Origin of the sequence: Sorangium sp. So ce406, from assembly GCF_051474675.1 — a bacterium.
GTDB lineage: Bacteria > Myxococcota_A > Polyangia > Polyangiales > Polyangiaceae > Sorangium > Sorangium cellulosum_G.
Window position 1 is genome coordinate 5,239,203 of record NZ_CP150340.1, and the last position, 19,061, is coordinate 5,258,263.

Annotated in this window: 20 protein-coding genes; 9 read left to right on the forward strand and 11 right to left on the reverse strand. The window is 71.4% G+C overall.

Annotated features, from left to right (window positions below; translation table 11 throughout):
- The first annotated feature begins 22 nt into the window (after positions 1–22).
- From cimA to WME96_RS19185, 3 genes are all read left to right on the forward strand, one after another.
- On the forward strand, positions 23–1,669 hold the full coding sequence (cimA, locus tag WME96_RS19175) for a citramalate synthase (RefSeq protein WP_437291554.1): 1,647 nt from the start codon (positions 23–25) through the stop codon (positions 1,667–1,669).
- Positions 1,666–2,730: a 3-isopropylmalate dehydrogenase gene (leuB, locus tag WME96_RS19180; RefSeq protein ID WP_437291555.1), complete on the forward strand. Its 1,065-nt coding sequence runs from the start codon at positions 1,666–1,668 to the stop codon at positions 2,728–2,730. The genes cimA and leuB overlap by 4 nt, the downstream gene beginning before the upstream one ends.
- Positions 2,731–2,815: 85 nt before the next feature.
- Positions 2,816–3,103 carry an antibiotic biosynthesis monooxygenase family protein gene (locus tag WME96_RS19185; protein WP_437291556.1) on the forward strand — a complete coding sequence of 96 codons (288 nt, stop codon included), beginning with the start codon at positions 2,816–2,818 and terminating at the stop codon, positions 3,101–3,103.
- Here WME96_RS19185 and WME96_RS19190 read toward each other — a convergent pair.
- Entirely contained in the window at positions 3,079–3,279 is a 201-nt protein-coding gene (locus tag WME96_RS19190; RefSeq protein ID WP_437291557.1) for a hypothetical protein, read from the reverse strand. The two genes, WME96_RS19185 and WME96_RS19190, sit on opposite strands and share 25 nt — an antisense overlap.
- On the reverse strand, positions 3,276–3,740 hold the full coding sequence (locus WME96_RS19195; RefSeq protein WP_437291558.1) for a DUF7793 family protein: 465 nt from the start codon (positions 3,738–3,740) through the stop codon (positions 3,276–3,278). The genes WME96_RS19190 and WME96_RS19195 overlap by 4 nt, the downstream gene beginning before the upstream one ends.
- Positions 3,741–4,234: 494 nt before the next feature.
- Here WME96_RS19195 and WME96_RS19200 point away from each other — a divergent pair, with 494 nt between their 5' ends.
- Positions 4,235–4,747, forward strand: a complete 513-nt coding sequence (locus tag WME96_RS19200) for a hypothetical protein (RefSeq protein WP_437291559.1) — start codon at positions 4,235–4,237, stop codon at positions 4,745–4,747.
- 130 nt (positions 4,748–4,877) lie between these two features.
- Here WME96_RS19200 and WME96_RS19205 read toward each other — a convergent pair whose 3' ends face one another.
- Complete coding sequence (locus tag WME96_RS19205; protein WP_437291560.1) at positions 4,878–6,254, reverse strand: MFS transporter; 1,377 nt, start codon at positions 6,252–6,254, stop codon at positions 4,878–4,880.
- A gap of 230 nt (positions 6,255–6,484) precedes the next feature.
- Positions 6,485–8,140, reverse strand: a complete 1,656-nt coding sequence (locus WME96_RS19210) for a serine/threonine-protein kinase (RefSeq protein WP_437291561.1) — start codon at positions 8,138–8,140, stop codon at positions 6,485–6,487.
- A 275-nt stretch (positions 8,141–8,415) separates the two neighbouring features.
- Here WME96_RS19210 and dusB point away from each other — a divergent pair, with 275 nt between their 5' ends.
- Entirely contained in the window at positions 8,416–9,402 is a 987-nt protein-coding gene (dusB, locus tag WME96_RS19215) for a tRNA dihydrouridine synthase DusB (protein WP_437291562.1), read from the forward strand.
- A 6-nt stretch (positions 9,403–9,408) separates the two neighbouring features.
- Here the strand turns inward: dusB and WME96_RS19220 are convergent, their stop codons facing one another.
- The 6 genes from WME96_RS19220 to WME96_RS19245 form a co-directional block, all read right to left on the reverse strand.
- Complete coding sequence (locus WME96_RS19220) at positions 9,409–10,914, reverse strand: HAD-IG family 5'-nucleotidase (RefSeq protein ID WP_437292331.1); 1,506 nt, start codon at positions 10,912–10,914, stop codon at positions 9,409–9,411.
- A gap of 183 nt (positions 10,915–11,097) precedes the next feature.
- Positions 11,098–11,661, reverse strand: coding sequence for an STAS domain-containing protein (locus WME96_RS19225; protein ID WP_437291563.1), 564 nt, complete (start codon positions 11,659–11,661; stop codon positions 11,098–11,100).
- A gap of 7 nt (positions 11,662–11,668) precedes the next feature.
- The gene (locus tag WME96_RS19230; protein WP_437291564.1) at positions 11,669–12,235 is read right to left on the reverse strand and encodes a SpoIIE family protein phosphatase; all 567 of its coding nucleotides are present in this window, start codon (positions 12,233–12,235) and stop codon (positions 11,669–11,671) included.
- On the reverse strand, positions 12,232–12,807 hold the full coding sequence (locus WME96_RS19235) for an ATP-binding protein (protein ID WP_437291565.1): 576 nt from the start codon (positions 12,805–12,807) through the stop codon (positions 12,232–12,234). The genes WME96_RS19230 and WME96_RS19235 overlap by 4 nt, the downstream gene beginning before the upstream one ends.
- A 509-nt stretch (positions 12,808–13,316) precedes the next feature.
- The gene (locus WME96_RS19240; protein ID WP_437291566.1) at positions 13,317–13,916 is read right to left on the reverse strand and encodes a hypothetical protein; all 600 of its coding nucleotides are present in this window, start codon (positions 13,914–13,916) and stop codon (positions 13,317–13,319) included.
- 367 nt (positions 13,917–14,283) lie between these two features.
- Positions 14,284–14,556 carry a hypothetical protein gene (locus tag WME96_RS19245; RefSeq protein ID WP_437291567.1) on the reverse strand — a complete coding sequence of 91 codons (273 nt, stop codon included), beginning with the start codon at positions 14,554–14,556 and terminating at the stop codon, positions 14,284–14,286.
- Between the two features lie 122 nt (positions 14,557–14,678).
- On the opposite strand from WME96_RS19245, the gene WME96_RS19250 reads away from it, so the two are divergent.
- The 4 genes from WME96_RS19250 (at position 14,679) to WME96_RS19265 (ending at position 17,712) form a co-directional block, all read left to right on the forward strand.
- Positions 14,679–15,419 (forward strand): nucleotidyltransferase family protein, encoded by a 741-nt coding sequence (locus tag WME96_RS19250; protein WP_437291568.1) that lies wholly within the window; start codon positions 14,679–14,681, stop codon positions 15,417–15,419.
- Positions 15,416–16,411 (forward strand): GHMP family kinase ATP-binding protein, encoded by a 996-nt coding sequence (locus tag WME96_RS19255; protein ID WP_437291569.1) that lies wholly within the window; start codon positions 15,416–15,418, stop codon positions 16,409–16,411. The genes WME96_RS19250 and WME96_RS19255 overlap by 4 nt, the downstream gene beginning before the upstream one ends.
- A gap of 61 nt (positions 16,412–16,472) precedes the next feature.
- A complete protein-coding gene (locus tag WME96_RS19260) occupies positions 16,473–17,093 on the forward strand; it encodes a D-sedoheptulose-7-phosphate isomerase (protein ID WP_437291570.1) in 621 nt (206 codons plus the stop codon).
- A 7-nt stretch (positions 17,094–17,100) separates the two neighbouring features.
- Positions 17,101–17,712, forward strand: coding sequence for an HAD-IIIA family hydrolase (locus WME96_RS19265; protein ID WP_437291571.1), 612 nt, complete (start codon positions 17,101–17,103; stop codon positions 17,710–17,712).
- Here the strand turns inward: WME96_RS19265 and WME96_RS19270 are convergent, their stop codons facing one another.
- A complete protein-coding gene (locus tag WME96_RS19270) occupies positions 17,713–19,014 on the reverse strand; it encodes a DUF4388 domain-containing protein (RefSeq protein WP_437291572.1) in 1,302 nt (433 codons plus the stop codon).
- Positions 19,015–19,061 lie beyond the last annotated feature (47 nt).

The window sequence follows — 19,061 nt, forward strand, 5'->3', positions numbered from 1 at the left end:
CCGCACAAGGAAGTCGAACCTTATGAATCCGCCTCTCAACGGCGCGGAGCAGGGCGCCCGCCCCACGGACCGCGTCGACATCTACGACACCACCCTCCGCGACGGCACCCAGCGCGAGGGCATCTCGCTCGCGTGCGAGGACAAGCTCCAGATCGCGCGCCACCTCGACGCGTTCGGCCTGGCCTTCATCGAGGGCGGCTGGCCCGGCTCGAACCCGAAGGACGCGCAGTTCTTCGAGCGGGCCAGGGACATCGAGTGGAAGCACGCGAAGATCGCCGCGTTCGGCTCGACGCGCCGCGCCTCGCTCGCGCCCGAGGACGACCCCGGGCTGCGCGCGCTGCTCGCCGCCGGGACGGAGGTCTGCACGATCTTCGGCAAGAGCTCGACCCTGCACGTGACGGCGGTGCTGCGCACGACGCTCGACGAGAACCTCCGGATGATCGAGGAGACCGTCGCCTTCCTGCGCGCGCACGGCCGCCGCGTCATCTACGACGCCGAGCACTTCTTCGACGGGTACGCGCTCGACGGCGCGTACGCGGTCGAGACGCTGCGCGCGGCGGTGCGCGGAGGGGCCGAGGTGCTCACGCTCTGCGACACGAACGGCGGCTCGATGCCGTGGCAGATCGAGGCGGTGGTCGCCGAGATGAAGGCGCTGCTCGGCCACCCGCTCGGCGTCCACGCCCACAACGACGGCGAGTGCGCGGCCGCCAACTCGCTCGCCGCCGTGCGCGCGGGCGCCCGCCACGTGCAGGGCACGATCAACGGCTACGGCGAGCGCTGCGGGAACGCGAACCTCTGCGCGATCATCCCGAACATCGAGCTGAAGCTCGGCCTCCGGGCGCTGCCCGAGGGGGCGCTCCGCGGGATCTCGGAGCTCTCGCACTACGTCGCCGAGGTGGCGAACCTCGCCCCCGACGACCACATGGCCTACGTCGGGCGGAGCGCCTTCGCGCACAAGGGCGGCGTGCACGTCGCGGCGATGCGGCGCGAGCCCGCGGCCTACCAGCACGTCGACCCCGAGCTCGTGGGCAACGCGATGCGGACCGTGGTCAGCGAGCTGTCGGGGCGCGGCAATCTGCTCAGCAAGGCGGAGGAGTTCGGGCTCGAGGTGCCGACCGGCGCCGAGGTCGAGGTGCTCGAGCAGATCAAGGAGCGCGAGGCGCGCGGCTCCTCGTTCGAGGCGGCCGAGGCGTCCGTCGCGCTGCTGCTCCGCCGGAGCGCGCCCGGCTACAAGCCGCCCTTCCGCCTGCTCGACTTCAAGGTCATCGCGGGCCAGCGCGAGGGAGTCGGCACCTTCGCCGAGGCGATGATCAAGATCGACATCCACGGCGAGGTGGTGATCACGGCGGCCGAGGGGTCCGGCCCCGTCAACGCGCTCGACGGCGCGCTCCGCAAGGCGCTCGCGCCCGTGTACCCGGCCGTTCGCGACATCCAGCTCGTCGACTACAAGGTCCGCATCCTCGACGGCCGCGACGGCACCTCGGCGACGACGCGCGTGCTCATCGACAGCCGCGACGCGCACCGCCAGTGGAGCACCGTCGGCGCCTCCACGAACATCATCGACGCGTCCTGGCATGCGCTCGCGGACGGGATCGAGTATGGGCTCACGCTCGCAGCGAGAGAGCCTGCGCAGTTCACATCCACGTTGCCTGCCAGCGAGGTCGCATGAAGGCCAATATCGTTCTTTTGCCCGGCGACGGCATCGGCGTCGAGATCGTCGCCGAAACCCGCGTCACCCTCGACGCCGTCGCCGCCCAGTTCGGCCACAGCTTCACGTATTCGGAGCACCTGATCGGCGGTTGCGCGATCGACGCGACCGGCACCGCGCTCACGCCGGAGACGCTCGACGCGTGCCGCGCGGCGGACGCCGTCCTGCTCGGCGCCGTCGGCGGCCCCAAGTGGGACAACCCGAACGCGAGCGTCCGTCCCGAGCAGGGGCTGCTCGCGCTGCGCCAGGGCCTCGGCCTGTACGCGAACCTGCGGCCGATCCGGCTGTTCCCCGAGCTCATCCAGGCGTCCCCGCTCAAGCCGGAGCGGCTCGCGGACGTCGACATCATGGTCGTCCGGGAGCTCACGGGCGGGCTCTACTTCGGCAAGCCGCGCCTCCGTGAGGAGGTGAACGGGCGCCGGCGCGCGGTCGACACGCTCGAGTACACGGACGAGGAGATCCAGCGCGTCGTCGAGCTCGCCTTCCGCCTCGCCGCGTCGCGCCGGCGGCTCGTCACGTCCGTCGACAAGGCGAACGTCCTCGAGTCGTCGCGGCTCTGGCGCACGGTCGCGACCGAGGTCGCGGGCCGCCACCCCGACATCCGCATCGAGCACCAGCTCGTCGACTCGTGCGCGATGCGGCTCATCACGTCCGCGTCGGCGTTCGACGTCATCGTCACCGAGAACATGTTCGGCGACATCCTGACCGACGAGGCCGCCGTGCTCGCCGGCTCGCTGGGCGTGCTCCCGAGCGCGTCGCTGGGCGACGGCACGCGCGGGGTGTACGAGCCGATCCACGGCTCGGCGCCGGACATCGCCGGCAAGGGGATCGCCAACCCGGTGGGCACGATCCTGAGCGCCGCCATGCTGCTCCGGCACTCGCTGCGGCTCGACAAGGAGGCGGCCGCGCTCGAGCGCGCCGTCGCCCAGGCGATCGCGGGTGGCGCCCGGACGGCGGACCTCGGCGGCAAACTGTCGACCCGGGGCATGGGCGAGGCCGTGCGGGCGAAGCTCGCGGCCTGAGCGAGCGCCCCAGGCGCCCCGGCGAGCCCTCTCCGGCGCTCGCGCTCCGCGTTGCCGCCGTCCAGCGCGTCGCTAGAAGTCCACCATGTTCATCGTCGTCAACACCATCACCGCCGCCGCGCCGGCGCTTCAGGCCATGGTGGAGAGCTTCCGGCGGGCAGCGCCGGAGATGCGGCAGTTCTCCGGCTTTCTCGGCCTCGAGATCTGGCTGGACGACGGCAGCCTCAAGGCGGTCTCGAGGTGGGAGAGCCGGGAGGCTTTCCAGGAGTACCCCAGATCCGAGGTGTTCCGGCGCCACCACCGCGGCATGGGCGGAGAGCAGGCGCTCGGGGCCGCGCACATCACGTTCTACGAGGGCGAGATCATGGCGTGAGCCGGGCTCGGGCCCGGAGCAGGGTCAGCGCGGACCGGGCCCCGCCGGCGCCTCTGGCGCGCCTGGCGGGCCCCGGGCGCGGCGCGGCGGCCGTGCCTGCCCTCCGCGTAGGCGATCCCGTCCTTGAGCGTGCCGCACGTGACCACACCGCCGAGCTCGATGTCGAGCGCCGTCATCGTCGTCGCCACGTCCGGCCGTATCGCGGTGAGCACGACCTGCGCACCGATGAGGCGGGTCGCGCGCACCGCCCGCACGATCGCGCTGGCGACCTCCTGGTCGACGCGGCGTCCTCCTCTGCCGTGAACAGCTTCTGCGGCACGGGCGCCTGCGACAGCGCGAGGAAGAAGCCCCCGATCGCCTTGCTCACGGGCGAGTCCACGAGCAGCGCGAGCGCGCAGTGCCCCTTCGCGGCCTCCGCTCCAGCGAAGTACTCCCGCGCCATCCGGTCCACCGACTTCTGCGCTCTCCTATCGACCAGGACGGGGCGCGGCGTGCCGTCGGCGAGCTCGATAGCGGCTCTGACGACCTCCTGCGCGAAGGTCAGGCTCATGTGCACAGGGAACGCAGTCGCCCGGATGATCCCATCGTCTTCGAGCCGGAGAATCTGGGCAGACGTCACGATCTCGCGAGCCTTCATGATGCATCCTTTGCCGCGCATCGCCGCCTGCCGCGTGGCGATCTCTCAGGGGTCGGAGCCCGTTGGCGCGCCGCGCCATCTCCGTTGTTCAAGCCGCTTGTATCTCGGGTGACCATCGCGGCAGCCTTACGCGGATAGGCCGTTTCAAGCCGGATTGTCCATGGCGTCGCAGTCCGGCGCGCTCCTCGACGCTGGCGGGTCCGGGACCATGTTGCCTGGCTCGCCTGGCCCACAGCGCGCGAGACCCATGGAGAGCGCGCGCCGCGCGTGGTGAGGCCGTGAGCCGGCGAGCGCCGCGCGGCCCGCGCGCGGGTTCGTCGCTGAAAGCATCCATGGTGTCTCAGGTGTCCTTTCTGCGGCAATCGACATCACTCCCACGACACCACACATGATCCCGCGACGGGGAAGCTCAGATCCCCGCGTGTCACCGCCCGTCGCCGCGACGGTCGATGACTCCATCCCACATGGATTGATGTGCACAGGAGAATGGGAACATGAGCCAATTGACGAAGTTCGCATCGCTCGTCGCCCTGTCGACGGCGCTGTCCGCTGCCGGTTGCATGGCCGAGACGACGGCGTCGGACGACATGAGGACCCCGGTCGACGAGACGCAGCAGGCGTCTCAGACCGAGGCGGTGGACTCCGCGGATCAGGCGTTGAGCGCGGAGCCCGCGATGGACGTGAGCTCGGAGAACGCGGGCGCAGCAGACCCCGGCTCGGCGAACCCCGGGTCGACGGGCTCCGGTGAGGAGGAGAACGCCGGCGCGAACCCCGAGGCGTCGCGCTTCTGGGGCTGGGGCGGCGGCTGGGGCGGCTGGGGCGGCTTCCACCGGCCCTGGGGCTGGGGCGGCGGCTTCGGCTTCCGGCCCTGGGGCTGGGGCGGCTTCGGCTTCCGGCCCTGGGGCTGGGGCGGCTTCGGCTTCCGGCCCTGGGGCTGGGGCGGCTTCGGCTTCCGGCCCTGGGGCTGGGGCGGCGGCTGCGGCGGCTGGAGCGGCTGCGGCTGGTAGTGAGCGCTCCGGGCCGCGCGGCACGGTGACGTGGACGCGCGGCGCTCGCTGAGAGCGGGAAAGGCGGCAGCGCCGCGGCTCGGTCCTCGCCGCGGCGCTTCACGCTGTCAGGGCATCGGGGCCCGCGGGATCAGGCGTCGGCCTCGGCGAGGCTCGGGATGCGGTTCACGAGGAAGCGCGTCCTCATGTAGCACCACCACGTGACCGCCATGCAGGTGAGATAGAAGACGAAGAAATACGAGAGCGCCGTCGTGGCCCCGCCCGTCGCCTTGATCGAGGCGCCGAAGCTGCGCGGGATGAAGAAGCCGCCGAGCGCCCCGATCGCCGAGGTGAGGCCGAGGACCGCGGCGCTCTGGCGGCGCGCCGTGTTGATCGCCTCGACGCGCGCCGCCTCGCCCCTGCCCTGCGCCGCGCGCAGGTGATCGCGCCGGAAGAGGACCGGGACCATCCGGAAGGTCGAGCCGTTCCCGATACCGGTCGAGATGAACATGACCATGAACAGCGTGACGACCCCGGCGTAGCTCTTCTCGTTCAGGAAGTGGATGATCCCGAGCGACGCGAGCCCCATCACCACGAAGTTACAGAACGTGATGCGCGCCCCGCCGATCTTGTCCGCGAGGTAGCCGCCGAACGGCCGCGCCACCGAGCCGATGAGCGCGCCCAGGAACGTGAGCTCGAGGGTCACGGTCGGGAACTGCATCTTGAGCAGGAGCGGCAGCGCCGCCGAGTAGCCGATGAACGAGCCGAACGTCCCGATGTACAGCCACGCGATGATCCAGGTGTGCTTGTTCCTGGTGGCGGCCATCTGGTCCTTGAAGTTCGACTTCGCCGACGCCAGGTTGTTCATGAAGAAGTAAGCGCCGGCCGCCGAGAGGAGGATGAGGGGAATCCACATCAGACCGGCGTTCTGCAGATAGATGCCCGACTCGGTGTGATACCCGCCGATCGCCGTCGCGACCGCGCCGGGCCCGATGAGGATGGGCACGAGGAGCTGCACGTTGCTGACGCCGATGTTGCCGCCGGCCGCGTTGAGCCCGAGCGCCAGTCCCTTCTTCTTGTCCGGGTAGAAGAAGGAGATGTTCGCCATGCTGGAGGCGAAGTTGCCGCCGCCGAGCCCGGCCGTCGCGGCCGCGACCGCCATCAGCCAGAACGGCGTGTCGGGCCTGGTCACGAGCACCGAGAGCGAGATCGTGGGAATGAGCAGCAAGAGCGCGCTGACGATCGTCCAGTTGCGCCCGCCGAACCTCGGGACGGCGAACGTGTACGGGAACCGGATCAGCGCGCCGACGAGGCCCGGGATCGCGACCAGCAGGAAGAGCTGGTCCGTCGTGTAGTTGAAGCCGACCTTGGGGAGCCGGGTGGCCGTCACGCTCCAGAGCAGCCAGACGGAAAAGCCGATGTTCTCGGCGATGATCGACCAGATGAGGTTCCGACGGGCGATCCGTTTCCCTGTCTTCTCCCAGAACGCGTCATCGTCGGGGTTCCACTCGGTGATCAACGTCGACATCTGTCCTCCTCGTCAGCTCGGGCGCGGGCCGCGATGAATCATCGGCGATTCAAGCAGCCATGCCCGATCAATGCATGTCCTGCACTGGCCTCCAGGTGGTACAGGCGAGGAGCCAACATCGGAGTTTCTCGTGTGTTTCCGAACCGTTTCGATGCACTTTTCCGGTTCCACGACGACGTCATGAATGGACGCCGGCAGGGCGGAGCGCGCGGCGCTGTGGTGTCGTGGCTTTATCGCGCCGTGGCCGAGCGCGTCGAGCCGCCCCGCGTCGGGGCGACGCGCTCGGGCGGCACCTCGGGGTGGCCGAGCTTCTCCGCCCGGCTCGCCGCCCAGAAGCGCTCCGCGTCCGCCGCGCTCCAGGCGGACTCGTCGAGGAGCGGGAGGAGCGCGTCGAACAGCGTGCGCGCGCTCTGGAAGCGGTGGCGGGGGTCCTTCGCGAGGCACCGCAGGACGAGGCGGTCGACCGCGCGCGGGACGGCAGGGCCGCGGCGCACCGACGGCGCCACGGGCGCCTTCGTCATGTGCGCGGCGAAGAGCTGACCCGACGACGAGCCCTCGAACGGCAGCTCCCCCGTGAGCAGGAAATAGAGCGTGCCCCCGAGCGAGTAGATGTCGCTGCGCGCGTCCGCGCGGTCGCCGCGGCACACCTCGGGCGCCATGTACGCGGGCGTGCCGCAGAGCATGCCGCTGTTCGTCAGCTCGGCGTCCCGGCCGCCCTCGACCATCCGCGCGACGCCGAAATCGAGCAGCTTCAGGAAATCGTGGTCGTCCCCCACGCGGGTGACGAACAGGTTCTGCGGCTTGATGTCCCGGTGGATGATCCCGGCCTCGTGCGCCTCGATGAGCGATCGGCAGGCTTGCAAGGCGAAGCGCAGGGCGCGCGCCACGGGCATGGGGCCGTAGCTGCGCACGATCGCCGCGAGATCGGCCCCGCGCAGGCGCTCCATCGCGATGTAGTAAATGCCGTCGTCGCTCGCGCCGAAGTCGAAGATCCGGATCGTGTGCGGATCGCTCAGCTTGCTCGCCGCGTGCGCCTCCTGCTCGAAGCGCCTCAGCACCGCCGCGTCGGGCGCGTCGCGCGTCCGCAGGAGCTTGAGGGCGACGTCGCGCTGGAGCGTCTCGTCCCAGGCGAGCCAGACCTCGCTCATCCCCCCTTTGCCGATCGGCGCCTCGAGCCGGTACCTGCCCAGCTTGCGCGCCTGATAGACCTGCTGCTGCGCGGCCCACACGACGTGGCTCGACAGGGCCCCGATCACCCCGGAGGCCGGCACGAAGATGTAGTGGCTCGCGGCCGTGAGCAGCGTCGTCGGGTCGAGCCACGACGCGAGGATCGACGGCGAGAAGAGGGCGGCGATGCCCATGGTCGCCGGGAACGCGAGGAACATGGGCGCCGAGGCGACGAGCGCCTTGCCGAACGGCGCCGGCACGAGCGCCGTGCGCAGCAGCACGACGATGGAGAGCCCGTGCATGTACGCGCTCGTGAGGCCGCCGAAGTCGAGCGCCATCAGCGAGATGAAGATCGCGGCGGTGAGGAACGCAGCGTCGTACCCGAGGAGCACGACGCGCCCGGAGACCGTCGGGCGCCCCGCGAGCCGGTACACCGTGAACGCGAGCGCCTGCTCCACCACGCGCAGGACGATGCAGCGCCACACCGGCGCCGCGGGGTACAGCACGGTCGCCATGAAGACGTCGACGAGCGTGAACGCCGGCCAGATCCAGAGCGCGACCCGGAAAGCGCGGCGGACGGCGCGGCGGACGCTCTCCGTGTCGTGAGCCGTCAGCACGCTGCGCCGCCCGCCGATCGGGCGGCTCTCGCGCTCTCTGAGCATGCGCGCCGACGCCGAGCGCTCGGCGCGGAGAGCATCTCTGACCAGCGCGCGCTTCATGGCAATCTCGAGGGTCGCCAGAGCCGTGACGAACGTCAAGCGAGCGTTGAGGCCTTTCGCGCCGGCCGGTTTCCTCGGTCACGACGCCGGGCCGCGCCGGTGGCCGGCTCCCACCCGCCAGGCGGGTCTACCGACACGGCCCCTCGCCGCCCCACCTGCCGTGTTCGTACGCCGCGCAACCACCTCCACGAGATCACGAGTCCTCGCCGCGGCGCGGCGCGGCGCGACGGTCACCCTGGCCAACGGGCCGGATCCATGCTTGAAAGCTCGCCACCGTGCCCCTCTCGCCCGAAAGCTTCCGCCGGCTGTTCGCAAGCCGCCCCGTCGTCCTCGCGCCGATGGAGGACGTGACGGACGCCGTCTTCCGCCGCGTCTGCCGCGAGCTCGGCGCCGAGCTCTGCGTGACGGAGTTCGTCAACGTCGAGGGCCTGCTGCGCGGGTGCAAGACCGCGCGGCGCAAGCTCGCCCTGGCCGAGGGCGATCAGCCGACCGCGATCCAGATCTACGGCGCCAACCCGGAGCGCCTCGCCGAGGCCGCGCGCGTCGCCGAGCAGGCGGGGCCGGCGTTCCTCGACATCAACTGCGGCTGCTGGGTGCCGAAGATCGCCGGCCGCGGCGCGGGCGCGGGCTGGCTGCGCGATCCCGAGGCGATGGTGGCGATGGCCCGCCTCGTGGTGCGCACGGTCGCGCTCCCGGTCACGGTGAAGACGCGCATCGGCTGGGGACCCGAGTCCCACATGCCGATCGTCGACCTCGCGCGGCGCCTCGAGGACGCCGGCGTCGCCGCGCTCACGATCCACTGCCGCACGGCCCAGATGGGGCACAGCGGCGCGGCGGACTGGACCTGGGCCGCCCGCGCGCGCGAGGTCGTGTCCATCCCAGTCGTCGTGAACGGCGATATCAAGACCGCCGACGACGCCGCCCGCGCCCTCGATGCGACCGGCTGCGCCGGGGTGATGGTCGGCCGCGCCGCGATCGACCACCCGTGGATCTTCCGCGAGGCCCGGGCCTTGCTCGACCACGGCGCGCGGCTCCCGGGGCCGACGGCCGAGGAGCGCCTCGCCCTCTGCCGCGCGCACCTCATCGCGAACACCGAGGCGCGCGGCGAGCCGCACGGCGTGCGCGTGACCCGCCGCCACCTGACCGGCTACCTGCGCGGCCTCCCCGGCGCGTCCGCCCTCCGGCGCGAGCTGCTCTTCTGCGACAGCCTGGCGGGGTGCCTCGACATCCTCGACAGCGCCGCGCAGAAGCTCGCGGCCTGACGCCGCCTACATCCCCACGGGCGTCGCGTCGTCGACCGGGGCGGGCTCGCCGTTCTGCCGCTCGGCGCCCGGCGGCGCGCCCATGGGATCGTGCGGCAGGCTCCCGCGGTGCGAGCGGAGCAGCACGTGGGGTGACGCGAGGAGGAAGTTGGACACGCGGGACGTGTAGATGTCCGCCGAGCGCTCGATCTGCCGTGCCAGGTGGCTCTTGTCGTTGCCCGTGCGCAGGAGCAGCCCCCAGCGCGGGTTCAGCGTCTCGGCCGACGCCTTCGCGAGCGGGGCGATCCGCGCGTCGAGCGCCGCGAGGCTCACCTTGAGCTCGTTCATCTTCGCCTGGACCTCGACCTCCGTCGCCCCGACCACCGGCCCGTAGCCGGCCCGCATCCGCTGGAGCTCGAGGCGCAGCCGGGCGTAGACGCGCTCCATGTCCTCCTTCTCGCGCATCCAGAGATCCAGGCGCGCCTCGGCCCCGCGCGCCTCCTCGATCGCGAGGATCTCGTCCTCGAGCTCCCGGATGATCAGCGCCGTGCGCCACCGCAGCACGCTCTTCGACACGTGCACATCTCCATAGATGTGATCGCCAATATAAAGGATCTCGTCGCCGGACAGCCGCAGGTGGTGCTCGACGAGCCCCGCGTTGCCGCCGAGGTAGTGTCCGCCCTCGCGCAGCCTGCCCGCCGGGCGCAGCAGGCCGTCCTCCGTGACCACCTCGAAGAGCGGGCTGCGGCTCGAGAAGAACTCCGGCTTCCGCGCCGAGACGATCACCACGTCGAACAGGTCGCGCCACGTCATGCCGTCCGGCAGGAAGCGGTCGAACGCGTAGCTCATCATCGCGCGCGTGTAGACCCACTCCGAGTTCGTGATCAGGACGAGCTTCTTGCCCGCCTCCTTCTGGTCGAGCAGCGTGAGCGGGGTCTCCGGATCGAGCAGCACGAACCGGTCTGGATCCGCGATGATCTCGGCCTTGAGCTGCCCCTCCATGTGCGTCGCGTCGAGCCGGTCCTTCACGCGGCCATAGAGGTCGCTGTAGCCGAGCACCTCGGGCAGGCGGCGCTGGTCGAGCAGGTCGACGAGCTTCGCGTACATGCACCCTTCCGAGAGCGAGAACAGCGTGTTCAGGAACACGTAACGCCCGTCCGAGAGGTCGACGATCGTCCGCGCGTAGGTCGCGCGCTGGGTCTCGAAGTCGATCGGCTTCGTGCCGTGATAGGCCCGCTTCACGTAGCCAAACCGGTTCACCTTGAGCAGGTTGCCGAGCTCGGTGTCGAGGATGAGCCCCCGTATCACCAGATCCGGCTCGAACGTCAGGTCGCCGACCGGCCAGCCCTCGCTCTCCAGGAGATGCCGGAGGTGCTCGTAGGCCCGGCGCTCCCACGCCTCCACCCGGTAGTGGATCAGCGTGTAATCCATGTCGTACCCGATCGCCTTGATCGAGCGGAGATTCAGCGTCCGGTTACAGAAGATCCCCCGCTGCTTGGGCGGTGGAACGGAGAGGCAATCCAGCTTGTCCATGGTGATGCGCCCGGAGAGCGGTCGTGAGGCATACCAGGGACCCACGGCGTTGCCCACCGAGACCATCGCCGTCACCGGCCCGTCTCCGGATCGCCAGCAAGCGAGTGTCGGACGGGTGAGCGCGAGCGTTCTTTGATGTCCCCGATCGCCCGGCAGGGAGCGCCCGTCGCGCTCGCGGCGCGGTCAGCGGCGCCTGAGGCGGCTCTTCGAGCCCTGCCGGCGATCGGCGCCCGCGGCGGATCGCGACGTCCTCGCGGCCGGCGGCGCGCGCCGCGCGTCGCTGCGATCGTCCGCCTCCCATCCGTCCTCGTCGTCGTCCTCGTCGTCCTCGTCATCGAAGAGGTCGTCGTCGTCCTCGTCGTCGTCCTCGTCGCGCGCCTCGGCCCTGCGCACCTCGAGCCCGAGCATCGTGAGCGCCTGCTCCAGCGTCAGCGCCGTCCTCACCGCCTCGAGCTCGACCCCCATGGCCTGGAGCGTCATCGCGATCTCGGGGCTCAGCCCGGACAGGATCGTCGGCGTGCCCATGAGCCGCGCGGCGGAGGCGAGGTTCGAGAGCACGGCGCACAGGTGGCTGTCCATGATCCAGACGGCCGTGAGATCGATGACCAGCCCCTTCGCCCCGCTCTCGTGGATCGCCCGCAGCACCTCGGTGTTGAGCTGCTCCGCGAGGTCGTCGGTCACGTCCCCCTGGATGGGCACCAGGATCCGGTCCCACAGGTTGATGATCGGAAGGCGCTTGAGCTCCATGGTCATCCTAAGGTTCGATGTCGGCGATCAAGACCGTTGAATCGTCGTGCGAGCGCCGGTGTCGGTTCATGAGGGTGCGGCAGACCTCCGCGGCCTTCATTCCACGAAACAGCGAGAGATCGAAGCGGGGCGAGACGCCATCGGACACGAGGGCGAGCCGGTCGCCCGCCGCGAGCTGCGCGTCGAAGATCCGGACCTTTCCGAGCGACCCGCCGAGGATGCCCGGACTCTGGAGCCACTGCACGCGCGTGCCGTGGGACAGGAGCTCGACGTTGCCGACACCGCAGCCCTGGAGCCGCCCGTCCCGGAAGCGACAGATCATCCCGGCGGCGCCGCGGGTGCCGCGGAGCCGGGTGTGGAGTCGGTCGATGACGGCGCGGACGTCGTCGCCCTGCGGGGACTCGGCGAGCGCCTCGAGCGCGACGCGCGCCGCGGCCGCCGCGTGCTCGCCGTGGCCCAGGGCGTCGATCACCGCGAAGAGACACCCGTCCTCCCCCGCGCGCACGAAGGCGGCATCGCCGCTGACCCGCTCTCCGTCCTTCGGCACGATGGCGTACTCCACGGCGACCTTCACAGGTGGACCTCGATTTCCACCCGCGTGCCCTTCGGTCCCGAGTCGATCTGGAAGCGATCGGCCAGCCGCTTGACGCCGATGAGGCCGCGGCCCATCCCGGTCTTGCTCTTGTAGCGCCCGGCGAGGATCTCCTGCAGGTTCTGGATGCCGCTGCCCTCGTCCACAGCGACGATGACGAAGCGGACCGGGCTGTCGCGCTGGACGGCGATCTCGATCGTCCCGCCAGGGGTATAGTGGACGATGTTCCGGGCGAGCTCGCTCACGATGGTGGCGACCTTGTGCGAGGTGAAGCTCTTTGCGCCGGCGGCGTCGCAAACCGCCTTGGCGTTGAGGCGCGCCTCGCTGATGTCGGCCTCCACGTGGATGGCCATGATCTTCGAGCGCCGCGACGGCCGATCGCCGCCCATCGCCGCGATCTCCGACTTGAGGCGCCCGAGCCGGCCCGGATCGACATAGAGGCGGGCCCGGCGCTCGATGCTCGGAATGATGTCGGGGAGATCCTCGAGCGAGAACTTCTCCGGCTGGATCTCCGCCTCGCGCATGGCCCGGAGCAGGACTCCCTCTGCATTCATCGCCGAGAGATAGCCGAGCAGGACGTTCAGAATCTGTTCGTGCGCGGGAGTCATCCGGGAAGAGCCTGGAAGGGCAGGTTACCGGGGCCCCGCCCCCGCGTCGAGTACGCGGCGACGGCGACGCCGGGCACGGCAGCCGACCCGCTGGCATGCCTGTGTCCGCTCGGGTGTAGGTCGCGCGGCCCGCTCGCCGCCTGCGGCCCGCGCCCGGGCGCCGGATCATCGCCGCAAGACGACGCCTGCGCTTCGGGACCGTTGGTCGTCAGCTCCAGCCTCTCGTGCCCGGCCCGGATCGCCGCCGGCGTTCTGGTCACCACGTCGCGACGGCGTGCTCGCCGCGACCGCCCTGTTCGCCCCGAGCTTCGCCCCGGACGCTGTCCCGGCCCGGCGCGCTTCCGACGCCGCGCGCTTCGACCGCTCCAGCGTCGGACACGGGCCGTCTGGCCGCAGCCTCCGTCGCGCAGCATCAGGCAACGCTCATGCCCGGATGGCGGGCACGTCGCAGTCGTTCAGGTCGGGTAGTACGAGGCCTGACCCTGGCGCAGCTCCTCGGTGATCTTGTTCTCCTCGAGGAGCTTCTTGATCGGCTCCTGGAGATCCGCTGCGGGGGTCCCCATCGCCAGCGCGAGGTCGTCGATCCCCTGCCCCGGCTCGATCTCCACATGGGCGAGCAACGCCTCGGCGATCTCGTTCTCGGGGATCCCGGACGGCGCGTTCTCCGGGCTGGTCGGGTTCACCGGGCCCGCATGCTCGGCCCCCTTCTCGCCAGCCGGCACGGCGGGCGCCCGGGTGCTCGCGGCGCCCGCGGCGCGACGCCCCTTCACCGGCGCGACCGCCGGGCGGGCGGCGCTTTTCACCTTCCGCGCCGGGGCCGCCTTCTTGCGCGAGGGGGCCGCGGCTGCGCGCGCCGGGGCCTTACGCGACGGCGCGCTGCGGGCCGGCGCCGCCGGGCGGGCCTTCGCCGGCGCCGGAGCGGGTGCGCGCTCGGCCTTGCGGCTCGGCTTGGGGGGAGTCGCGGCGGGCCCGGTCGATATCCCTGCGGCCTTGATGTCGACTTCCAGGTACTGCGCGGCGTTCTGGATGACGGCCTTGCGGGCCAGCGCTCTCATGCCCTCCAGGAACGCGGCCACCAAAGCGCGAATCTCATTCTCGATCTCGACATCGGATATCACGCAGCCGCCGTCTCATGAATCCCCCTGAATGTCAACGTCTTCGACGCGCAGACGCGCGCATCGCCCGGAGAAACCCGGACATTTCACGCGCCGGTCGACGCCCGCGACCCCCGCGCTCGAGGCCTCGCGGAGCGACGCGCGTCCGGTGTGAATTTGCCGCTCTACCAAATGAAATGCTGGCAAGATCTGAAACTCATCGACAAATCATCTCGGGACGCCCGCGCGGCGGGTGCGTCTGGCGTCCGCGCGCCTGGCAGAGGTTGACTTGCCGCCGGTACCGGCCGTCCCGGGGGGCCTGTGGTGCTCAAGCCGCCTTGACCGCGCGGAGCGGCGCGCGGCGCAGCGGGCGGAGCGGCGCCGCCGCGAACGCCGCGCCGAGGGCGAGTCCACGGAGCGTCAGCCGCATCCGGAGGGCGTCGAGGTAGCCCTCGCGGTGCAGGGCGGTGATCGCCCGGCGGACGTCGGTCCGCCGCACCTGAAGCGCGGTGGTCAATGTTTCGAGGGTCACCGTCTTGCCCTCGCTCTGGAGGGCAGCCAGCGTCCGGAGAAGATGCGGAACGATGTCCTTGTTCGTCATGGCACCGACCTTAGTTCAGTAGCTGAACTGGCGTACAGTTTGTGGCGACGATTTCTTCGGACCACCCGCCAGGGCGCCCGGGGCGCGCCGAAAGCGGACGTCGTCTGTGGTACGTCCCGCTCGTGCGCGACGACGCCTCGCCTCCTCAAGCCGTGATCCTCGCCGGCGGGCTCGGCACCCGGATGCGCCCGCGGACGGAGCGCACACCGAAGTTCCTCCTTCCCGTGGCCGGCAGGCCGTTCGGGGCGTGGCTCCTCGAGCGGCTCGCCGCCGCCGGGTTCGGCGAGGTGGTCCTCTGTGTGGGTCACCTCGGCGATGCCGTCCGGGCGGCCATGGGCGACCGGTTCGCAGGGCTGCCGCTCCGTTATACCGATGACGGCCCCGCGCTCCTCGGCACGGCCGGCGCGCTGCGCCGCGCGCTGCCCCACCTGGCCCCTGTGTTCCTCATGACCTACGGCGACTCCTATCTCCCCTTCGACTACCTGGCGCCGCTCAGGGACCTCTGCGCGCACCCCGACGCGCTCGGCACGATGGCCGTGTACCGGAACGAGGGCCGGCTCGACGCGTCGAACACCGCGGTCTCGGGCGATCTCGTGGCGCGTTACGAGAAGCGGCGACCGGGCGCCCCGCCCGACCCCGCCCTCGACCACATCGACTACGGCGCCACCGCGCTCCGCCGCGAGGTCATCGAGGCGCTGCCGGCGGGCGCGCCGCTCGGCTTCGATGCGGTGCAGCGCGACCTCGCCGCGCGCGGCCGGCTGCGAGCGCTCGCCGCCGCGGAGCGCTTCTACGAGATCGGCTCCGACCAGGGCCTGCGCGACCTCGAGGCCGCCCTCGGGGGCGCCGAGGCGGAGCAGCGATGATCGTCTCTCGCGCCCCGGTCCGCTTCTCGCTCGGCGGCGGCGGGACCGATCTGCCGGCCTACTCCGACCGCTTCGGCGGCTACCTCGTGTCGGCCGCCATCGACAAGTACATCTACGTCACCGCCAACAAGCGCTTCCACCGCGACATCCGCCTCGCCTACTCCAAGACCGAGATCGTCCCCTCGGTCGACCGGATCGAGCACCCCATCTTCCGGGAGGCGCTCCGGATGACGGGAATCGAGCACTCGATCGAGCTCACGAGCGTCGCGGATCTGCCCGCGAACTCGGGCCTCGGCTCGTCGAGCTCGTTCACGGTCGCGCTCCTCAACGCCCTGCACACATACAGGCGCGACTTCGTCTCGTCCGAGCAGCTCGCCCGCGAGGCGTGCGCCATCGAGATCGAGCGCCTCGGCGAGCCGATCGGCAAGCAGGATCAGTACATCGCCGCCTACGGTAACCTCACCGCGTTCACGTTCTCGCCGGACGGCTCGGTCCACGTCGAGCCCGTCCCGGTCCGCGACGAGGTGCTGGACGAGCTCGAGAGCAACCTGCTCATCGTGTGGAGCGGCATCGAGCGGCCGGCCAGGGTCGTGCTCTCGGAGCAGGGGCGGCGGCTGCACGCCCTCGAGCCCGACGTGGTCGAGCGGATGCACCGCATCAAGGAGCTCGGCCGCGACGTGCACCGCATCCTCGTCACGGGCCGGCTCGATGACTACGGAGAGCTCCTGCACGCCCACTGGACGCAGAAGCGTAAGCTCGCCTCCAAGATGACCGACGATGTCCTCGACGAGATCTACGAGCTCGCGCGGGGCGCTGGCGCGCTCGGCGGCAAGCTGATGGGCGCAGGCGGCGGCGGCTTCTTCATGTTCTACGTGCGCCCGACGGAGAAGCGCCGGGTGCTGGAGGCGCTCGCCGCGCGGGGCCTGCGCGTGCTGCGGTTCCGCTTCGATCTCGACGGCGCGCGCATCGTCGCGAACCTGCACCGGTCGTGAGCGGGCGCGGCGGTGCGCGGCGCGCTGGGCATTTTTGCGGGACTCTGGCTATAGATCGACCATGCCGCAGAGCACGAACGACTTCGTGGAAAAGTACCTTCGCGAGACGGCCGAGATCGCCCTCGCGACGAGCCCTGACGACATGGCTCGGGTCATCGAGATCCTCTTCGAGGCGTACCGGAACGATCGCACCATCTACACGTGCGGCAACGGCGGCTCGGCCGCCAACGCGAGCCACCTCGCGTGCGATATCGCCAAGTTCACGTGGGTCGAGGGCAAGCGGCGCTTCAAGTGCACCTCGCTCTGCGACAACGCCGCGCTCCTCAGCGCCCTCACCAACGACGTCGGCTTCAACCGCATCTTCCTCGAGCAGCTCGACGGCCGCCTCGTCGCGGGCGACGTCCTCGTGTGCCTGAGCGTTCACGGCGGCTCAGGGGCCGACCGCGCCGGCCCCTGGTCGCAGAACCTCGTCGCCGCCGCGGATTTCGCGAAGCGGTCCGGCGCCAAGGTGGTCGCGCTCGTCGGCTACGACGGCGGCGCCCTGCGCCAGATGGCCGACGCGAGCGTCGTCGTGCCGAGGACGCGGGCCGGCTACACGTCGACACCGCACGTGGAGGGCTTCCACGAGGTCTACCACCACCTGATCTGCGAGCGGCTCCTCCAGCTCGTGGCCGAGAGCTGAGCGCCGCGTGGCGAGGCGCGGGATCGTGCTCGACCGCGACGGCACCCTCATCGACGTGGTGCGCGATCCGGAGCTCGGCGTGGTCGTGACGGCGTTCCACCCGGACCAGATCCGCGTCCTGCCCGGCGTGATCGAGGGCCTGCGGCGCCTGTCGGACGCGGGGTTCCTGCTCGCGATCGCGACCAACCAGCCGGGCGCGGCGAAGGGGCAGGTCCCCTGGGCGGCGATCGAGCGCACGAACCGCGCGCTCGTCGACGGCCTGCGCGAGGCGGGCGTCGCGATCGCGGCGCTCGCGGCGTGCCCGCATCACCCCGAGGGCGGCCCGGGCGGCGATCCCGCGCTGATCGGCCCCTGCGCGTGCAGGAAGCCGGAACCCGGCATGCTCACGTCGATCGCGCGCGATCTCGATCTCGACGTCGCGGCGAGCTGGATGATCGGCGACGCGCCGAGCGACGTCGCGGCCGCGCGCGCCGCGGGCATGCGGGCGGGGCTGCTCCTCGATCGACGCCGCTGCGAGCTGTGCCCGCTCCGGGGCGAGGCCGAGCTCCCCTGCCCCGATCGCGCCGCGCCGCGCCTCGACCTCCTGGCCGCGGAGATCCTCGCCGCGCCGATCGGCTAGCTACTTCGGCGCGAGCGGGCCCACGAGCTCGGCGACGCGCCTCGACAGCGGGGGCTGGTTGTCGCCGCGCTTCGAGAGCGGGACCCCCTCGGGCGAGAGGCGAAGGCACGGCTCCGCGACGAACATGGCGAACGAGACGTACTCGTACAGCCACTGCGAGAGCGTCGCCTCCGCCGGCTCGGGCCCGGCGATGAGCGCCGCGTTCTCGACGAGCCGCACGGGATCGAACGTCCCGTCCGCCGCCGGCCCCGCCCCGCGGAAGAGCGCGTCGTAGATCCCCGCGCCCGCGACGAACGCGGCGAGCTGCCACCGCACCTCGTCGCCCCGCTGCGCCGCGTCGACGGCGCCGTGGATCGACGCGATCGCCTCGTTGAAGAGCGCGATGCTGGCCGCGGCGCCCGTCGGCCCCGGCGCGCGCACCGCGATCCGGCCGGACTGCGCGAGCTGGAAGAGCGCCCGCGTCGCCTCGAACTCCCCCTGCCCGAGCGCGCGCGCCACGTCCGCGACCGAGCGCTGGCCGTCGACCGCGTCGTACACCGCGCGGAGCTCTGGCGGTGGCGCGCCGCGGTCCGGTACGCGCGCGGGCACGTGCTGGTCCGACGGGATCCGCTCGCGGAAGTAGCGCATCTCGTCCATGCGGCGCACCGCCTCCAGGAGCAGCGCGTGCACGGGGAGGTTCTGGCGGCTCGCGAGCTGCTCCTCGTCGAAGCCCGCGAGGAAGTAGAACATCCCCTCTCCCGCGAGGAGCACCCGGTAGGCGATCTCCTCCGCCTGGGCGCTGAGGAGCTGGTACAGCCGCTCGCGCGACACGAAACCGAGCTTCACCGCCACCTCGCCGAAGCGCGCGTCCGGCGCCGCGGCGGCGAGCGTCGCGTCGACCTGCTCGCGGGAGAGCGCGCCGTAGCGGTAGAGCACCTCGCCGATGCGGTCGCCCTCGACGCTGGAGCGCGCGGCGACCGCGTTGCCGGGCTCGAAGAACAGCGACCGGCTCGCCGCGCCGTCGATCACGACGAGCTCGCCGCGCCACCCCGCCTGCCCGATGAGGGACACGACGTCGCACAGCGCGCCCGGCCCCGAGATCTGCCCGGCGAGCCGGAGGGCCGCGCCGGCGCCCGCGTCGCGCGGCGCCTCATCGCGCGGCGCCTCGTTGCCCACGTGGCGCATCACGACGAGGTGGTCGGGCGACGGCAGGAGCTGGAACACCCCCTGCCGCGCGCGCAGGCGCTTGCTCGCGTCCAGGTCGACGGGGTGAACCGTGCCGGTCGCGTCGACGCGCACGAGAGAATGGTGCTCTTCCGTCATCGTCGCGATTTCTAACCCAGCGCCCCGAGGGCGGCCACGGCGGGCCG

Coding starts and splice junctions, on each gene's coding strand:
- WME96_RS19195 (WP_437291558.1), bottom strand. CDS start 3,740: ATGAAGGCTCGCGAGATCGTGACGTCTGCCCAGATTCTCCGGCTCGAA.
- WME96_RS19235 (WP_437291565.1), bottom strand. CDS start 12,807: ATGAATGCAGAGGGAGTCCTGCTCCGGGCCATGCGCGAGGCGGAGATC.
- WME96_RS19225 (WP_437291563.1), bottom strand. CDS start 11,661: ATGGAGCTCAAGCGCCTTCCGATCATCAACCTGTGGGACCGGATCCTG.
- WME96_RS19220 (WP_437292331.1), bottom strand. CDS start 10,914: ATGGACAAGCTGGATTGCCTCTCCGTTCCACCGCCCAAGCAGCGGGGG.
- WME96_RS19190 (WP_437291557.1), bottom strand. CDS start 3,279: ATGACGGCGCTCGACATCGAGCTCGGCGGTGTGGTCACGTGCGGCACG.
- WME96_RS19200 (WP_437291559.1), top strand. CDS start 4,235: ATGAGCCAATTGACGAAGTTCGCATCGCTCGTCGCCCTGTCGACGGCG.
- cimA (WP_437291554.1), top strand. CDS start 23: ATGAATCCGCCTCTCAACGGCGCGGAGCAGGGCGCCCGCCCCACGGAC.
- WME96_RS19245 (WP_437291567.1), bottom strand. CDS start 14,556: ATGACGAACAAGGACATCGTTCCGCATCTTCTCCGGACGCTGGCTGCC.
- WME96_RS19240 (WP_437291566.1), bottom strand. CDS start 13,916: ATGAGAGCGCTGGCCCGCAAGGCCGTCATCCAGAACGCCGCGCAGTAC.
- WME96_RS19270 (WP_437291572.1), bottom strand. CDS start 19,014: ATGACGGAAGAGCACCATTCTCTCGTGCGCGTCGACGCGACCGGCACG.
- WME96_RS19205 (WP_437291560.1), bottom strand. CDS start 6,254: ATGTCGACGTTGATCACCGAGTGGAACCCCGACGATGACGCGTTCTGG.
- WME96_RS19260 (WP_437291570.1), top strand. CDS start 16,473: ATGCCGCAGAGCACGAACGACTTCGTGGAAAAGTACCTTCGCGAGACG.
- WME96_RS19185 (WP_437291556.1), top strand. CDS start 2,816: ATGTTCATCGTCGTCAACACCATCACCGCCGCCGCGCCGGCGCTTCAG.
- WME96_RS19255 (WP_437291569.1), top strand. CDS start 15,416: ATGATCGTCTCTCGCGCCCCGGTCCGCTTCTCGCTCGGCGGCGGCGGG.
- WME96_RS19210 (WP_437291561.1), bottom strand. CDS start 8,140: ATGAAGCGCGCGCTGGTCAGAGATGCTCTCCGCGCCGAGCGCTCGGCG.
- leuB (WP_437291555.1), top strand. CDS start 1,666: ATGAAGGCCAATATCGTTCTTTTGCCCGGCGACGGCATCGGCGTCGAG.